The sequence below is a fragment of the Micromonospora sp. NPDC003241 genome (genome assembly GCF_053589795.1).
Genome location: NZ_JBSFSO010000003.1, coordinates 218,715 through 235,228 on the forward strand (window position 1 = coordinate 218,715; position 16,514 = coordinate 235,228).

General features: G+C 72.2%; 13 protein-coding genes. 3 read left to right on the forward strand and 10 right to left on the reverse strand.

The window, feature by feature from the left end:
- Positions 1–48: 48 nt before the first annotated feature.
- From ACWDVW_RS04310 to ACWDVW_RS04355, 10 genes are all read right to left on the reverse strand, one after another.
- Positions 49–735: a COG4315 family predicted lipoprotein gene (locus ACWDVW_RS04310; RefSeq protein ID WP_449944626.1), complete on the reverse strand. Its 687-nt coding sequence runs from the start codon at positions 733–735 to the stop codon at positions 49–51.
- 196 nt (positions 736–931) lie between these two features.
- The gene (locus tag ACWDVW_RS04315; RefSeq protein ID WP_449944629.1) at positions 932–1,705 is read right to left on the reverse strand and encodes an anti-sigma factor family protein; all 774 of its coding nucleotides are present in this window, start codon (positions 1,703–1,705) and stop codon (positions 932–934) included.
- The gene (locus tag ACWDVW_RS04320) at positions 1,702–2,394 is read right to left on the reverse strand and encodes a sigma-70 family RNA polymerase sigma factor (RefSeq protein ID WP_119579049.1); all 693 of its coding nucleotides are present in this window, start codon (positions 2,392–2,394) and stop codon (positions 1,702–1,704) included. Before ACWDVW_RS04320 ends, ACWDVW_RS04315 begins: the two co-directional genes overlap by 4 nt.
- Positions 2,395–2,478: 84 nt before the next feature.
- Positions 2,479–3,336 (reverse strand): spermidine synthase, encoded by an 858-nt coding sequence (locus tag ACWDVW_RS04325; RefSeq protein ID WP_449944633.1) that lies wholly within the window; start codon positions 3,334–3,336, stop codon positions 2,479–2,481.
- Positions 3,336–4,295, reverse strand: a complete 960-nt coding sequence (locus tag ACWDVW_RS04330; RefSeq protein WP_449944636.1) for a hypothetical protein — start codon at positions 4,293–4,295, stop codon at positions 3,336–3,338. The genes ACWDVW_RS04325 and ACWDVW_RS04330 overlap by 1 nt, the downstream gene beginning before the upstream one ends.
- A 114-nt stretch (positions 4,296–4,409) precedes the next feature.
- Positions 4,410–6,884 carry an AAA family ATPase gene (locus ACWDVW_RS04335; protein WP_449944638.1) on the reverse strand — a complete coding sequence of 825 codons (2,475 nt, stop codon included), beginning with the start codon at positions 6,882–6,884 and terminating at the stop codon, positions 4,410–4,412.
- On the reverse strand, positions 6,884–8,032 hold the full coding sequence (locus tag ACWDVW_RS04340) for an exonuclease SbcCD subunit D (protein WP_449944641.1): 1,149 nt from the start codon (positions 8,030–8,032) through the stop codon (positions 6,884–6,886). The genes ACWDVW_RS04335 and ACWDVW_RS04340 overlap by 1 nt, the downstream gene beginning before the upstream one ends.
- Before the next feature lie 32 nt (positions 8,033–8,064).
- Positions 8,065–9,888: an ATP-binding protein gene (locus tag ACWDVW_RS04345; RefSeq protein ID WP_449944644.1), complete on the reverse strand. Its 1,824-nt coding sequence runs from the start codon at positions 9,886–9,888 to the stop codon at positions 8,065–8,067.
- Positions 9,889–10,072: 184 nt separating this feature from the next.
- Positions 10,073–12,373: a hypothetical protein gene (locus ACWDVW_RS04350; RefSeq protein WP_449944647.1), complete on the reverse strand. Its 2,301-nt coding sequence runs from the start codon at positions 12,371–12,373 to the stop codon at positions 10,073–10,075.
- 55 nt (positions 12,374–12,428) lie between these two features.
- The gene (locus tag ACWDVW_RS04355) at positions 12,429–13,175 is read right to left on the reverse strand and encodes a pyrimidine reductase family protein (protein ID WP_449944649.1); all 747 of its coding nucleotides are present in this window, start codon (positions 13,173–13,175) and stop codon (positions 12,429–12,431) included.
- Between the two features lie 150 nt (positions 13,176–13,325).
- Between ACWDVW_RS04355 and ACWDVW_RS04360 the strand changes: the two genes are divergently transcribed.
- From ACWDVW_RS04360 to ACWDVW_RS04370, 3 genes are all read left to right on the forward strand, one after another.
- A complete protein-coding gene (locus ACWDVW_RS04360; protein WP_449944652.1) occupies positions 13,326–13,871 on the forward strand; it encodes a plasmid pRiA4b ORF-3 family protein in 546 nt (181 codons plus the stop codon).
- Positions 13,872–14,139: 268 nt separating this feature from the next.
- Positions 14,140–15,426, forward strand: coding sequence for an ABC transporter substrate-binding protein (locus ACWDVW_RS04365; protein ID WP_449944655.1), 1,287 nt, complete (start codon positions 14,140–14,142; stop codon positions 15,424–15,426).
- A 120-nt stretch (positions 15,427–15,546) separates the two neighbouring features.
- Positions 15,547–16,512 carry a carbohydrate ABC transporter permease gene (locus ACWDVW_RS04370; RefSeq protein WP_449944658.1) on the forward strand — a complete coding sequence of 322 codons (966 nt, stop codon included), beginning with the start codon at positions 15,547–15,549 and terminating at the stop codon, positions 16,510–16,512.
- The last annotated feature ends 2 nt before the right edge of the window (positions 16,513–16,514 follow it).

A 16,514-nucleotide genomic window follows, 5' to 3' on the forward strand; every position in this document is an offset into this window, starting at 1 on the left:
CCGGCCGCGCCCGTACGGGCTGCGACCGGCCACCGGTGACGGATCGGATCAGTAGTCCGAGCCGCTGTCCGACTTGGTCTTCGACGGCGGGGCGACCGCCTTCGGGGTGCCCTTGGGCAGGCACTCCAGGTTCTTGCTGCCGTCCGGGTTCACCACGAACCAGGTGCCGCCGACGCCCTGGCCCTTCCACTGGCCGGGCTTCTTGTCACCGATGTAGGTGTAGAGCGGCCAGCCGTCGAGGGTGATCTGACGGGTGCCGTCGGGGCGGGTGATGGTGCCCACCGCGTCGTCCGAGACGCCCTTGAGCTTCGGGTTGCCGTCGGTCAGCGCGGCCGGCCACACCTCGATGCACTGGCCCTCGCAGTTGCTGGCCGGCGGGTCGTTGGTGTCGTTGTCGAAGCGGTACAGGAGGAACCCGTCCTGGTTCACGACCGCGCTCCCCATCCGGGGGAACTTCTTGCCGGTGAGGCTCTCGGTCAGTTCGAGGCCGTCGGGCAGGGGAACGTCGTTGTCGTCTCCCGCGCCGGGTGATGCCGAGGCGCCCGGCGTGGCGCTCGCCTCCGGGTTCGCGCTGGCCTCCGGGTCGGCGGTCACGGTGGGCTCGGCCGCGGCAACGGCCACCGGCTCGACCGCGCCGGCGTTCGTCCCGTCGTAGCCGGCGGGAGCGCAGGCCGTGAGTACGACCATGGCGCCCACGGCGCTCACAGCGATGACGGTCCGCTTGATCTGTGCCACGTGCCCTCCTCATGCTTGACAGTCACCGGGATATACGGGGACGGCAGTGTCAAGGTTGAATGCGAAACGGTGGCTCATTTCACAGTGGAGCCGTTGAACCGGAACCCCTGAACCTGCGTAGGAGTGCGTATCCGCAGACCAGAGCCACGAAGGCCCGCCTCCGAACGGAGACGGGCCTTCGTCGATGCGGTACGGATCAGGGAGCGGGCACGGTCAGCAGCGACCGGGCGGCGCCCCTGCCGTTCACCTCCTGCACCTCGACGTGCTTGATCTCGTCCAACTGCGCCGACGTGGTCGCGGAGAGCGTGGCCCGGACCGGGTTGCTGTTGGTGCCGTACCCGGACGGCGGCACCGTCCAGGTGGAGACGACCTCGGTGCTGTTGTCCTTCTTCACCACGACCAGACGGCAGGTGCGCGGCCCGGGCAGCCGGCCCAGGCTGAAGTCCAGCTTGGTGCCGAAGTCCTTGCCGATGAAGAAGTACGTGCCCTCGACACCGGTGCTCGGGTCGGTCACGTCGACCTGCTCACCCTCCTGCTCGTTGCCGCCGAAGCCGGGGCCCGGGTTGCCGGAGCCGCCGCCCGACGGGTCGACCGGGGCGCTGCTCGGCCCGGCGAAGGGCCGTGCGCCACTGTCGCCGGACAGGTTGCTGAAAACCACGCCGGTCAGACCGCCGAACACCACCACGGCCGCCGCGGTCGCCAGGATCTGCCGGAACCGGGCCTTGCGCCGATGGCTGCGCAACGCCACGAGCGTACGGTCCAGCAGGACCGGATCGGAGTGGGTCTGCTCCAGCGCCGTCACCGACTCCTCGTCGATGTCGGAGAGCAGCCCGACCACCGGCACCATCGACTCCAGTTCGGCGGCGCAGGCCCAGCAGGTCGCGAGGTGTTCCTCGAACCGCTCCATGTCCTGTTCGTCCAGTACGCCGAGCGCGTACGCGGCGACGTCCATGTGGTCTACCCGGCTCATTCCGTCACCCCCCGTTCCTGCAGAGCTGTGCGCAGCGCGCGCAGCGCGTAGTAGACCCGCGACTTCGCGGTGCCCAACGGCAGACCGAGCTCCTCGGCCGCCTCCGGCACCGTCCGGCCCCGGAAGTACGTCGCCACCAGGATCTCCCGGTGCGATTGACTCAACGTGCGCAACGCGTCCGCCACCGTCATCGAGCGCAGCACCCGGTCGGTGCTGTCCGACTCGGCGAAGGCGGTCAGGTCCCGGTCGTACGTCTCGGCCGGGCGCGCCTGCTCGCTGCGATGCTCGTCGATGGCGATCCGGCGAGCCACCGTCACCAGCCACGGCCGCAGCGACCCCTGCCCCTGCGTACCCAGCCGGTGCGCATTTCGCCAGGCCCGCAGCAACGTCTCCTGGACGATGTCCTCCGCCCGCTGCCGATCCCCACCGGTCAGCCGCATGACGAACATCAGCAGCGGGCCGGCGTGCTCGGCGTACAGCGTGCGGATCAACTGGTCGGAGTGGGCGGCCTCGGTCGTCGTGGCCTGGTGTCGGCCAGGGGCAGGTCGCGGCGTCACCGGGCTATTCTGGCGAGACGTCGCCCGGGAGTCGACCCCACGGTCAGACGTGGTCGGCCGCGACTGGGATCGAGCGGACATCCAGTCCACCCGCACCCGGTCGCCTTGCCAACCGACCGCCAGTGCATGCATGCAGACCTCCGGATGTCCATGGACAGAAAGCCGTCCCCCCACGGGCATGGCTGCCGGGTAGTACGGAGGGCCTCGCCGAACGGATCAACGGCGGACGGAAAAAATCCCCGGTGGGGGCGGTGTGGAGTCGCTGGCGTCGCTGTCGCGCACCACCGGGGAGCCTCCGGCGAACCGGTCGAGCTCCGCGCCGGCCAGCACCCGGCCGGGGAACCAGTCACCGGCGGCCCGCCGGGTCAACGCCGCCACCGGCGGCTCCTGCCGACCGGCGACCAGCACCAGGTTGCCGTAGCGCCGCCCGCGCAGCACCGCGGCGTCGGCTACCAGGCAGGCCCGGGGCAGCAGCTCGCGGACGGTCGCCACCTGCCCACGGGCGTACCGTAACGGCGGCCCGTCGGCCAGGTTCGCCAGATACCAGCCGCCCGGCCGCAGCACCCGGGCCACCTCGGCGGCGTACTCGACCGAGGTCAGCCGGGCCGGTGTCCGGGAGCCGGCGAAGACGTCCGCGACGATCACGTCGTAGCCGGCGTCCCGCCCGCCGGCCAACACCGCCCGCGCGTCGTCCACCCGGACCTTCAGTCGCGCATCGGGTCGCCAGGGCAGCTCCCGACGGACCAGGTCGACCAGCGCACCGTCCACCTCGACCACCCGCTGCACCGAGCCGGGGCGGGTGGCGGCGACGTACCGGGGCAGGGTGAGCGCACCGCCGCCCAGGTGCAGCACCCGCAACGGCGTACCGGCGGGTGCGACCAGGTCGATCGCGGCGGCCAGGCGGCGGACGTACTCGAACTCCAGGTGGGTCGGGTCGGTCAGGTCCACATGCGACTGCGGGGCGCCGTCCAGCAGCAGCGTCCACGACCCGGGCCGGTCCGGGTCGGGTGCCAGCTCGGCCTGCCCGGTGTCGACCTGCGCGGTGATCCGGTCGGCGTCGCGCCGCCGACCCATCAGCGACCTCGCCGGGCGGCGGCGGTCAACGCGCGGTGCAGCAGCCGGGAGTCACCCAGCCGGGAGCGCAGCAACCGTTCCAGCCCGGCGATCGGGACCAGGTTCTGCGGGGCGCGCGGGTCCTTGTAGGGAGTGGAGGCGAACCGGGGCAGGGTGACCAGCGACAGGTCGGCCAGCCGCACCACCTCGGTGATCTCCAGGTCCGCCGAGCACTCCAGGCGGACGATCCCGGCCCAGGGCGCACCGGCGGCCACCGGCAGCCGCAGATACCACGACCAGCCACCCCACGCCGTACCCAGGCGGAACACCGGCGAGCGGTGGCCGGCGGCGAGCCCGGTGACCACCGCGGTGAGCCGGGCGTCGAGATACTGGCTGTGCTGGGTCTTGATGTAGCCCAGGGTGCGCGGCAACTGCCGCCGGTTGCGCAGCGGTCCGTCCACCACCAGCAGGTCGTCATCGGTACGCGCGGCGGACGAGACCTCCACCTCCAGCGCGGTCAGCGGCCCCTGCACGGCGGCCGGCAGCTTGGCCAGCTCCCCGGTGCCGCTGACCCGGTGCACCGGATAACGGACGGTGCCGGCGACCACGTCGGTGGCGGACGGGCTGGCCGTGAAGAGGCCCCGACCCACCGTGGCGCCGGCCAACCGGGCCGCGCCCCGCTCCAGGTCGCACCGGACCACCCCGGCGGCGTACGAGGCGGCCAGGCCGGGGAACGACGTGCCGTCCTCCTCCGCCGTCCAGACGCTGGCGTCGATCCGGCGTACCCCGTCGACCAGCAACACCACGTCCGGGGCGCGAACCCCGGGCCGGGGACCGATCGCCCGCCAGTCCACCACCGGCAGCTCGTGCTCCGCCTCCACCTGGGCGCTGCTCGGCGCGGCCGGCCCGGCCGCCGACGCCTCGAACGAGGCCCCGTAGGCGGGATCCCACGCGTCGACGAAGAACCGCCCGGCACTCACGGGTCACGCCTTTCGCTCGCGACTGCGGGGCTCCGCTGCGCTGCACTCCTCGCGCTCACGGGACTTGCCTTTCGTTCGCGACTGCGGGGCTCCGCTGCGCTGCACTCCTCGCGCTCACCGGCCGGTCCGTTCGATGCGGGCCGAGCGGGCGTCCTTACGGACCTCGAAGCGGACCGGGATGCGTTCGGCAAGGGTCGGTACGTGGGTGACCACGCCGACCATCCGGTCACCCCGGGCGGCCAGGTTCTCCAGGGTGGCGGCGACCGTGTCGAGGGTGGCCGCGTCGAGGGTGCCGAAGCCCTCGTCCAGCACGATCGACTCCAGGCTGGCCGCCGTGGTGGACATCCCGGCCAACTGCTCGGAGAGCGCCAGCGCCAGGGCCAGGGACGCCTGGAACGTCTCGCCGCCGGAGAGGGTACGTACGCCCCGACGCAGCCCGGCGTCGTAGTGGTCGACGACGAAGAACTCGCCCTTGTCGTGGACCAGGTCGTACTGCCCGCCGGAGAGTTCCCGCAGGATGCCCGAGGCGCCGTCGACGAGCAGGTCCAGCGCCTCGGCCAGCAGCCACCGCTCGAAGTTGTTGGCCCGCAGGTGCCCGGCCAGCGCGCGGGCCACCTGGGCCCGGCGTTCGTGCTCGGCCCGCTGGGCGCGCAGCTCCTCGGCCTGGGCCCGGCGTTCGGTCAGCCGGCGCAGGTCGGCCTCGGCGCGCTCCACGGCGACCGTGGCGGCGCGTACCGGATCGTCGGGAGCGGGCAGGCCGGCGGTGGTGAAGATGCCCGCGATCCGGGCCGCGACCTCGGTGGCCACCGCCTCGGCCGCGGCGACCGACTCCGCCGACCCGGCCCGCAGCGTCTGGCGTTGCCGCGCCTGCTCCCGGGCCCACTCCGACAGCGTGGTCCACGCGGCGGCGACGTCGTCCCGGTCGGCGGCCGGCGGCCCGAACCGGGCCACCCCGTCGCGTACGCCGTCGAACCGCCGCCACGCCGACCGCAGTCGCTCCTGGGCCGTGTCCAGCGCACCCCGGGCCCGCCGGGCGCTGTCCCGACCGGACCGGACCGCCGCTGCCGCCTCGTCGAGTGCCTGCCGCAGCCGCGCGTGCTCGGCCAGCGTGGCCCGCAGCGCCTCGGCGGTGGCCGCACCGTCCAGCCGTTGGTCCACCTCGGTCAGGCGGCTGCGCAGCCCGTCCTGCTCGGCGCGGGCCCGCAGCAGCACCCGTTCCAGCTCACGGGCGGCCGAGTCGCGTTCGGCCAGCAGTCGCTTGGCCGCCTCGCTGGCCGCCCGGGCCGCCTTGCCGGCCGCCACCGCCTGCGCCACCGCCGAACCGGCGGGCATCGCCGGCACCCGGGCGACGGTCTGTTCGCAGACCGGGCAGGAGTCGCCGGCGCTCAGGTGCGCCCGCAACGCCGCCGCCTGGTCGGTCGCCTTGGCGTCCTCGTGGGCCTGGAACGCCGCCGCCAGCTCGGCCTCGGCACGGTCGGCCGCCGTCCGGGCCTCGGCCAGCGCCCCGGCCGCCGCCTCGTGCTCGGCACCGGCCGTCTGCACCACGGCGCGTACCTGCTCCGCCTCGGCGTCGAGCCGGTCCCGGTCGGCGTACGCGCGCAGCAGCATCCGCAGCGCGCTCTCGTCACCGGCGGCGGCCAACTCCCCGCGCAGCTTCTCCTCGCGCTCCTCGGCCAGCGACACCGCGCCCGCCGCCGCGTCGGCCTCGGCCCGCGCGGCGTCCACCGCCCGGGCCACCTCGGCCACCCCGTCCGGTGCCCGGACCTCGCCCAGCACGGTCAACTCGGCGTCCAGCGCCGCCAGCGCCGTCCCGGCCTCGCGCACCGTCGCCCGCGCCGCGTCCAGCTCCGGTACGGCCTCCGCCACCGCCCCGGCCAGCTCCCGCATCCGGTGCACCTGGTCGGTGAGCTGTGTCAACGTGGCGTCGTCGGCGTCGGCGAGCCCGGCCAGCAGTTGGTCGACCGCCTCCAGCTTGGCCTCGGCCTGCCCGGCGCGGGTGGTGGCCCGCTGCTGCACCTGTTCGTAGACGCCGAGTCCGAGCAGGTTGACCAGGATCTGCTGGCGGGTCGCGGGACGGGCGTGCAGGAAGTCGGCGAACTGCCCCTGCGGCAGCACCACGCAACTGGTGAACTGCTCGTACGGCAGGCCCACCGCCTCCAGCACGGCGGTCTCCATCTCGGCCGGCGTGCCGGCGACCACCTCGCCCAGGTCCTCCGGGCTGAGCCCGGTGTCCAGCTTGGTGACGTCGAACCCGTCGGGCATCAGTTGCAGACCGGCGTTCGCGGTCTTCGCGTTGCCCCGGCTGTCCCGGCGCACCACCCGGGTGGCCACGTAGCGGGCCCCGCCGGACTCGAAGACCAGCCGCACCCGCGCCTCGGTCGACGACGGGGCCAGCGCGTTGCCGAGCCCCCGCGCGCCACCCCAGCGGGGCACCGTGCCATAGAGCGCGAAGCAGATCGCGTCGAGCACCGTCGACTTGCCCGAACCGGTCGGCCCGACCAGGGCGAAGAAGTCGGCGTCGGTGAAGTCGACGGTGGTCTCGTCCCGGAAGACGGTGAAGCCCGCCATGTCCAGCCGCATCGGCCGCATCAGTGATCGACCTCCTCGATCAGCTCGTCGAAGAGTTCCCGGACCCCGTCGTCGGCATGCCCCCGGCTGTCCAGGTAGTCGGCGAAGAGTTGGCGGGGCGACCGGCCGGCCCGCTGGGCGACCCGGGTGCCGCTGCCCGGCGCGGGCACCAGCTCCGGATCGATGCGGATCTCCAACGCGCGGGGGAGCAGCTCCTGCACCTCCTCCCGCAGCCCGGCCCGGGGCTGCTCGCGGACGTACACCCGCAGCCAGCCCTCCGGCGGGGTGATCCCGGCGAGCTGGGTCAGCGTGCCGCGTACCGTGCGCAGCGCCGTCGCCTCCGCCACCGGCACCTCCCGGACCCGTGCCGCCGTCGTCGCGGTCACCTCGACCAGGGTCACCGACGGGACGTTCTCCTGCTCGCCGAAGTCCACCGCCAACGGGGCGCCGCTGTAGCGGATCGGGCACGGTCCCTGGACCCGCTGGGCGCGGTGCAGGTGGCCCAGGGCCACGTAGTGCGCGGTGCCGGGGAAGACCGTGGCGGGCACGGCGTACCCCAGCACGGTGTGCGCGTCCCGTTCGCCGCCACCGGTGGTCGCGCCCACCACGGTCAGGTGCGCGGTGACCAGGTGCACCCGGTCCGGCTCGTCGAAGCCCTCGGTCAACCGGGCCAGGATGCGGCCCAGGTGGTCGGCGTACGTCTGGTTGGTCTCGGCGGCGGTCAGCTCGTACATCTCCACCGCGCGGATCGCGTACCGCTGGGACAGGAACGGCAGCGCGGCCAGCCGCCAGCGTTCCCCGTCGGCGGTGGTGCCGTCCACGACGTGCTCGGCCGGATCCTCGCGGACCGCACCGCGCAGCGTGATGCCGGCGGCCTCGGCCCACGGCCGCAGCGCGTCCAGCGCCGCGCCGTTGTCGTGGTTGCCACCGATCGCCACCACGTCCGCGCCGGTGCGGCGCAACGCGGTCAACGCCCGGGTGACCAGGCGGGTCGCCTCCGCCGTCGGCGCGGCGGTGTCGTAGAGGTCGCCGGCGATGACGACCAGGTCGGGCCGTTCCTGGCGGGCGATGTCGATGACCCCGGCCAGCACCTGCTTGTGCTCCTCGGCCCGGGACTGCCCCTTGAGGACCTTGCCCACGTGCCAGTCCGAGGTGTGCAGGATCTTCACGGGTAGCCCTCTCCTCGTGGCGCGGAAGTCGTCTAGAAGGGGATGTCGTCGTCGGCGCTGCCGCCACCGGAACCCACCACGGCGAACGGGTCGGCGGACTGGGTGATCGAGCGCAGCGTCTGCGACGGGGCGGCACCGGCCTCGGAGACCCGGGTCGCCCAGGCCGGGAACGGGAACTCCAGGCAGAGCGGCACCGGGATGTCCGGCTGGTTGACGAACATCGTGCCGGGTTTGGCCAGCAGCGCCCGCTGCCGTTGCGCCGGGGGCAGGAAACCGTACTCGGGGCGGGACGCCTCGGCCGGGTCGAGCCGGCCGACCACCCGGATGGCGGAGTTGGTGACGATGCGCCGTTCCACCTCGCTGGCGGTCTGCTGCGCGCCGATCAGGATCACCCCGAGCGAGCGGCCCCGCTCGGCGATGTCGAGCAGCACCTCCTTGATCGGGGAGGAGCCCTCGCGGGGGGCGTACTTGTTCAACTCGTCGAGCACCACGAACAGCAGCGGCTTGGCGCCCTGCTTCTCCTTGTTGTCGAACTCGGTCTTGAGGGTCACACCGACCACGAAACGCTGCGCGCGATCCGGCAGGTTGTGCAGGTCGACGACGGTGACCTGGGCCGACTCGGCGGTGTTGATGGAGTGCGGGCGGCGGGTCGCCAGGTCGCCCCGGATCAGCCGGGACAGGTCCTTCTTGCTGCCGATGAGTCGTCGGGCGAATGCGTTCACCGTGCCCAGGCCGACCGCGCTGCCCGCCCAGTCGCTGCGCGTCTCGTCGTCGCTGAGCTGCTCGACGATGTGGTCGACCAGGTCGGCGTAGGTGCCCAGCCGCACCCCGTCGACGCTGACCCCGCCGTCGGCGGGCTGGGCGTAGCGGGCCAGGTGGGCGGCGACCGAGTGGACCACCATCGTGTACTGCTGCCGTTCGTCGTCGGCGTCCGCGAAGACGTACGGCAGCAGGCGCTTCTCGCAGAACTCGGTCAGCGTCCAGTAGAAGCTGTCCACTCCGGTCAGTCGGTTGTGCACGTCCGGCGTGCCGGAGGAGTCGCCGATCCTCGGCGGGGCGTACACCCGCACGTCCGGGAAGGCGTCGGCGACCAGACCGAGCCGGGCGTACGCGGCCCGGGTGGCGTCGTCCAGCCGGACGTTCGGATGGTCGAGGAAGAGCAGGTCTTCGCCCTTGACGTTGAAGATCAACGCCTTGGCGTTGACCGCGTCCCCGCCGAGCTGGCCGGAGCGGAACACCGAGTAGAGCAGGAAGGTGGCGAAGCTGGTCTTGGTCGCCACCCCGGAGATGCCGGAGATCGACACGTGTGCGCCGCGCGTGCCGTCGAGGAAGTCGGCGTTGAGATAGACCGGCACCCCGTCGCGCCCGGTGCCCATCGGGACACGTCGCTCCATCCGGTCGAAGTGCAGCGCCCGGGCGCGGGCGTCCCCCTCGGCCCGGTGCACCACCGCGCCCGGGTGCGGTGGCACGTAGAACTCCGGGTCCACCCGGGTGGTGGTGATCTCGGCGGCCTCCTGCACCTGCGCCGGCAGCGTGCCGTCGGCGATGGCGAACACGTCGGAGTCGAACTGCGCGCCCTCGTGCCGCGCGCGGACCTGGGTGACCACCCCGGCGATGGTCACCGGCTCGCGGTCCGGCAGCTCCCGCCGGGTGACCACGACGTCGTCGAGCTGGAGGTAGCTGCCGGGGGCGACCGCCGTCCAGAACTGCAGCGGCGTGGCGTCGGCGGTGCCGAGCACCCGACCGACCCCCTCGCCCGGACCGTCGATCTCGCCCGGACCGTCGATCCCGCCCGGACCGACCCCCTCGACCGGGCCGACGATCTCGCCCGGACTGTAGATCTCCTGGTCGGTCATCAGGCAGCTCCGGTCGGCTGGTCGTCGCGGTCGGCACACACGCCCTGCATCCTGCCGGAGGAGTACGACAGGCCGCCACGCGACGCGGCGGAGACCACGCCCCGGTCACACCCGCCCGGCGCGTACCGCGACCGACCGTCGACGCTGCGTGTCGATGGGCGGGACGAGCTACCGGCGGGACGAGCTACCGGTGTCGCCGCGGCGGCTGCCCGCTCGGGTCGAGCCGCCCGGCCAACTCGTGCACGGCCGCTTCGTACCCCCGGTCGGTGTGGAACGGCCAGTGCTGGTCGATCGGCGGCGGGACGGTGTCGTCGGGGTCGACGACGACCGCGCGGGGATCGCGGAGCCGCCGGTCGACGGTACCGGGCGGCCCCGACACGCGCGGGCGCTCGCCCGGGTGGTGCGCGGAGAAGATCGGCCCGCCCACCGGGTCGGTGTCGCGCCACAGGTTCACCCACCGCCAGCCGACCCGTTCGCCCAGTTCGCACAGGGTCGCGTCGCCGAGGAAGGCGGGGAAGAGGCGGGCGTAGAGCCGGTGCAGCGGGCTGCCGTGGGTCAGCAACGCCACCCGCTGCCGCACCGGGTCCGGCAACTGGAGCAGCGTGGCGGCGGCGAGGACGGAACCGTGGCTGTGCCCGGAGAGCACCACGTCGCCCCGGCTGGTCAGCGCGGTGACCCGCTTGGCCAGCTCCGGCACGGCCCGCTCGGCGTAACAGGGTGGTGCGAACGGGTGCACCGTACGCGGCCAGAACGTGCCCAGGTCCCAGATCACCGCCACGGTGCGGCGGGTCTCCTCGGACCGGTACGAGAGCACCCCGAGGACCAGGATGCCCAGAGCGACCAGACCGATCACGTACATGCCGACGTCGGTGGCGATGGCCAGGTTCGTGGTGGCCACGCCGTCGGTGTCGGCCAGTCGTCGACTCAGGTCCGACGGTCCGATGCCGATCAGGTCGAGCCCCACCACGGCCACGCCGAGCAGGGAGAGCACCAGGAACACGATGAAGGCCGGGGTGAGCTGCTCGGCGATCGCGGCCCGGGCGACCACCTGGCGGACGGTGCGGCGCCGGGGGACCGCCTCCGGCGGTACGTCGGGGAAGTCGCGTCGCACGATCTCGTCGGCCATCCGGCGTCGTCGCCGTCGGCTGCTCAGCACCCGCCACATCGCCGTCGCGGCCACCACCACGATCGCCACCAGTCCGGCCAGCGCTGCCCACCGGTAGGAGACGGGCGGTTCCAGGGGCGGCGCGCCGGGCACGTTCGGCCGGATCGGGTTCGGGATCTCACCCCGGTCCAGGAAGTCGGCGACCCGGTAGACCAGGGCGGCGGAGAACCCGTACGCCGCGGCGACCGCCGCCGCGGCGAACACCGGCGCGGCCAGCCCGCTCAACCAGGACGAGCCCTTCGCCGCGTGGCGGCGCTGGTGCAGCGTGGTGGCGGTGAGCACGGCCAGCAGGGCGGCCTGGACCGCGATCAACGCGGCCACCGCCCCCTCGAATCCGGGAAGCTGCTCCCGGGGCGGGGCCGGTTCCAGCGGGATTACGGTGTAGACCAGCGCCAGCACGGTGAGCCCGGTGGCCACCAGCCGCACCGGCCGGATGCCCCGGACGTCGACCGGCCCCCGGCCCGGACCTTCGTCGACCCGGCGGGCGGGCACCACGAGCAGCACCACGCAGGCGGCGATCAGGACCCAGGTCGCCACGAACAGCACGTACGCGACCAGGGTGGGCCGGATGTGGATCTGTGCGCCGAGCAGGATGGCGTCCAGGGTGCCCAGCCCGACCGCCCGGTGGATGGCGCGGAGTCGCTGCACCACGAGCGCGTCGTTCCAGAAGCCCGGACTGTCGATCCGGTCCTCCCCGCCGCCGCCCCGGTCCTGCCCGCGCGCGGCCGGGAACGCCTCGAACACCCGGGCGGACCGCTCGCCGAGCCACCAGAGCAGCCGCAGCGCACCGATCGGCAGCAGCGCGAGCAGCGCCAGGCGGGGCCCCAGCGGCAGGTCGGACAGCCAGGACAGGTACGGGCGGTTGTGCACGCAGGGCTGGTAGGGCGTGCACTGCCAGCCGATGATGTCCACGGTCACGCCGACGATCGACAGGACGAACGCGGCGGTCAGGGTGGCGGCGAGCAGCCGGCAGACCGGGCCGATCGCGCCGCCGCTGCCGCCGGTCGGCGGCCGGGCCCACACCGCCAGGTTGACCAGCATGAACGGCAGCAGGAACAGCAGCGACAGGGTACGCACCGCGCCGCCCGCGGTGAGCGCACCCCAGCGGTACGCCTCCACGTGCAGACCGCCGGGCCGGTCGCTGATCCCGAACCCGGGCCGGGGGCGGTAGAAGCCGGCGTTGGTGTCACCGGCCACCCGGATCACCACGGGATGGTCGAGCAGTGACTCGGCCGAGGTGCCGGAGACGCCGTGCACCCGTAGTTCGACCACCTCGTGTGCCAACGCCCCGCCTCCCGGCAGTTGCCGATCCCGATTCACGGTAGTGAGCCGACCGGCGACTACGTGGCGGATTGGGGCAACTCGGCCGGTCGGGTCAACCTCGGGCGTAGCGCAGCAGCAGGGTGCCGTCGGCGGCGTGCAGGACGTGTCGCAGCGGCAGGTGACGGGCCGGACTCGGGTCACCGGCGGTGATCCGGCCGGGGCCCGCACCGGCGAGCAGCGGGGCGACCGACAGGCAGACCTCGTCGACCAGGTCGTCCACGGTGAGCGCGCCGAACAGGTGCGGGCCGCCCTCGCAGAGCACCTGGTCGAGCCCGCGCCGCCGCAGCTCGGCGAGGCCGGCGACGAGGTCGACCCGGTCGTCTCCGCAGCGCACCACGTCGGCCACGGTGGACAGCCCGGGTGGCGGGACGGTGCCGGACCGGGTGAGCACCACGGGGCGTACCGGGGCGTCGGCGAAGGCGGCCTGGGCCGGGTCGAGCCGCCCACTGCCGGAGACCACCACCAGGGTCGGGTACTCGGCCAGCCCGTGCGCCCGCCGCCAGGCACGACGCCGCTCGTCGAGCCGGATCGCCCGGTAGCCCTCGTGGCGCAGCGTGCCGGCGGCCACCAGCAGCGCGTCGCAGAGCATCCGGAGCAGCCCGAAGACCCGCTTGTCGGGCTCGCCGGAGAGCCCGGCGGAGTAGTCGTCGAGGCTGACCGCGCCGTCGACACTGGTCACGAAGTTCATCCGCAGGTGCGGTCGGTCGGCACGCCGGTAGAGCGCGGTGAGCGCGTCGTCGTCGACCGGCCCGGGTGACGGGACCGGCCAGAGCGCGTGGATCGGAAGTCCGACGGTCATTCGCCGGCCGGACCGGTGACCGGAGGGGTGGGGCGAGGGGTACGGTGCTGGCAGTCGCACCAGTTACGGCCCGGACACTCGTCGTGCCGCCGTGTCCGGCACGCTCGGCAGATCATGCTGGCAGCCTATGTCGAGGAAGGATGACGCAGCATGTCACGTCAGATCTTCGCGCTGCGGATGTCCCTGTCCGGGCTGCGTCCCACGATCTGGCGTCGGGTCCTGGTGCCCGGTGGGTACACGCTCGACCGGGTTCACCGGGTGGTACAGCACGCGATGGGGTGGCGCGACTGTCACCTGCACTCGTTCGAGATCGACGGGGTGCAGTACGGCGAACCCGACCCCGACGGCGAGCTGAGCGTGCACGACGAGTTGGACGTCCGGCTGGACGCGGCGGTGGGCAAGGGCAGTCGATTCCACTACACGTACGACTTCGGCGACTGGTGGGAGCACGACCTGGTGGTGGAGGACGCCTTCGCCGCCGACCCGGACGAGCGCTATCCGACCTGCCTGGACGGTGAGCGCGCCGGGCCGCCGGAGGGCGTCGGCGGTCCGCAGGGGTACCTGCTGCTGCTCGCCGCGTGGAGCGACGCCGACCACCCGGAGCACCGGGTGATGCGGGAATGGGTGGGTCCGGGATTCGACCCGGAGGCGTTCGACCCGGGTAGGGTCAGCACGCTGCTGCGCCGACTCTGCTGATTCGTTACTCAGCGATCACGTTGAGCTGCCCCGCGGTCCGTATCGGAGCGCGGGGTAAACATTTTCGCGGTAACGATCTGGGAACGCTCCCAGCGGGCTATTGACACTCCGGATACCTCCCGGCAATCTCATGGGAGCGTTCCCAAGATGGCGTGGATCACAGTCCCGCCCCGAGCGCCCGAACCCGACTGACCAGGTCGGGACCGGATGGCGCTGCGGCACCCCCCACCACACATAAACCAGCCTCACCACTGAAAGAGGGGTCAGGATGAGCCTCACCACGCGGCGTACCCGCCTGGCGGCAGGCGCGCTGGCGGCGGTCACCGCTGTCGGCGGTCTCGCAGCCTGCGGTAGCGACGACAGCAACACCGGCGAGGGCGGCAAGCCCGCCAAGCTGGTCGTCGACACCTTCGGCGAGATGGGCTACGACGAGCTCGTCAAGCAGTACGAGCAGCAGAGCGGCATCAAGATCGAGCTGCGGAAGACCGCGCAGCTCGGCGAGTACCGGCCGAAGCTGGTCCGGTACCTGGCCACCGGCAAGGGCGCGGCGGACGTCACCGCGCTGGAGGAGGGCATCCTCAACGAGTTCAAGGCCAACCCGCGCAACTGGGTCGACCTCACCCCGCTCGTCGACGACCACTCCACGGAGTACCTGCCCTGGAAGTGGGAGCTGGGCAAGGCTCCCGACGGGCGCCTGATCGGCCTGCCGACCGACGTCGGCAGCCTCGCGGTCTGCTACCGCAAGGACCTGTTCCAGGCGGCCGGCCTGCCCACCGAGCGTGACCAGGTCTCGGCGCTCTGGCCGGACTGGAACGGCTTCCACCAGGCCGGTAAGAAGTACAAGGACGCGACCGGCAAGGCGTTCATCGACTCGATCACCGCGGTCTCGAACGGTGTGCTGTTCCAGCAGGGCAGCGACCTGTTCTACGACAAGGAGAACAACATCATCGCGGACAAGAGCCCCGCGGTGAAGGCCGCGTGGGACACCGCGACCTCGATGTCGGACATCTCCGCCAAGGCGGCGACCTGGTCGCCGGAGTGGTCGGGCGGCTTCAAGCAGGGCACCTTCGCGGCGACCTTCTGCCCGTCCTGGATGCTGGGCATCGTCGCGGACAACTCCGGTGAGGCCAACAAGGGCAAGTGGGACGTGGCGGCCGTGCCGGGCGGCGGCGGCAACTGGGGCGGCTCGTGGCTGGCCGTGCCGGAGCAGAGCGCGCACCAGAAGGAGGCGGCGAAGCTCGCCGAGTTCCTGACCAACGCCACCAGCCAGGTCGATGCCTTCAAGCTCAAGGGCCCGCTGCCGACCAACCTGGAGGCGCTGAAGAACGAGGCGTTCCTCAGCTACACCAACGAGTACTTCAGCGGCGCGCCGACCGGCAAGATCTTCGGTGAGAGCGTCGCCAAGATCGAGCCGGTCCACCTCGGCCCGAAGCACCAGGCGGTCAAGGAGAACGCGCTCGAGCCGGCCCTGCGGTCGTTCGAGAACGGGCAGGCCAACAAGGACAAGGCCTGGGAGCAGTTTGTGAAGGACGCCGCCATCCAGGGCGCCTTCTGACAGTGATTTCCAACCGGTGGCGTCCGGGGACTACCCCGGGCGCCACCGGTCGGTCCCCGTCTGGGTTGCACCCTGCGCGCGGGCCCCCCTCGGAAGGGCTCTCGCCGGGAAAGGAAAATCATGAGCCTCTCGGCCACGACGGCCCCCCCGTCGAACGTCACACCACCGGGCTCCGAGCCCCCGCGTCGGCGCGGGTTCCTGCTCAACCGCCTGGATCTGAAGTACTCCCCGTACCTCTACATCGCGCCGTTCTTCCTGATCTTCGGCATCTTCGGGTTGTACCCGATGCTGCGTACCGCCTGGATGTCCCTGCACGACTGGGACATGATCGGCGACCAGACGTTCATCGGGCTCGACAACTACGCCGCCCTGATCAAGGACGACTACTTCTGGAACGCGCTCTACAACACGTTCGGCATCTTCGCGCTGTCGACCATCCCGCAGTTGCTGCTCGCGCTCTTCCTGGCGAACCTGCTCAACAGCACCCTGCTGCGCGCCAAGACCTTCTTCCGGCTGGCGATCTTCATCCCGAACGTGGTCTCGGTGGCCGCCGTCGCGATCGTCTTCGGCATGCTGTTCCAGCGGGAGTTCGGCCTCATCAACTGGGTGCTCAGCTTCGTCGGCGTCGACAACATCGACTGGGACGGCCAGCGGTGGAGCTCCTGGACCGCGATCGCGACCATGGTCAACTGGCGCTGGGTCGGTTACAACACCCTGATCCTGCTCGCCGGGATGCAGGCCATCCCGAAGGACCTCTACGAGGCGGCCTCGATCGACGGCGCCGGCCCGTGGCGGCAGTTCTGGCAGATCACCATCCCCATGGTCCGCCCCACCCTGATCTTCGTGATCATCCTCTCCACGATCGGCGGCATGCAGCTCTTCACCGAGCCGCTGCTCTTCGCCAACGGCAGCATCCTCGGCGGTAACCAGCGGGAGTTCCAGACCCTGGCGATGTACATGTACGAGAAGGGCATTGAGAACCTCAACACCGCTGGCTACGGCGCCGCCGTCGCCTGGGCGATCTTCCTGATCATCGCGTTGATGTCGCTGCTCAACTTCCTACTCGTCCGCCGTTCGGCCAAGTGAGG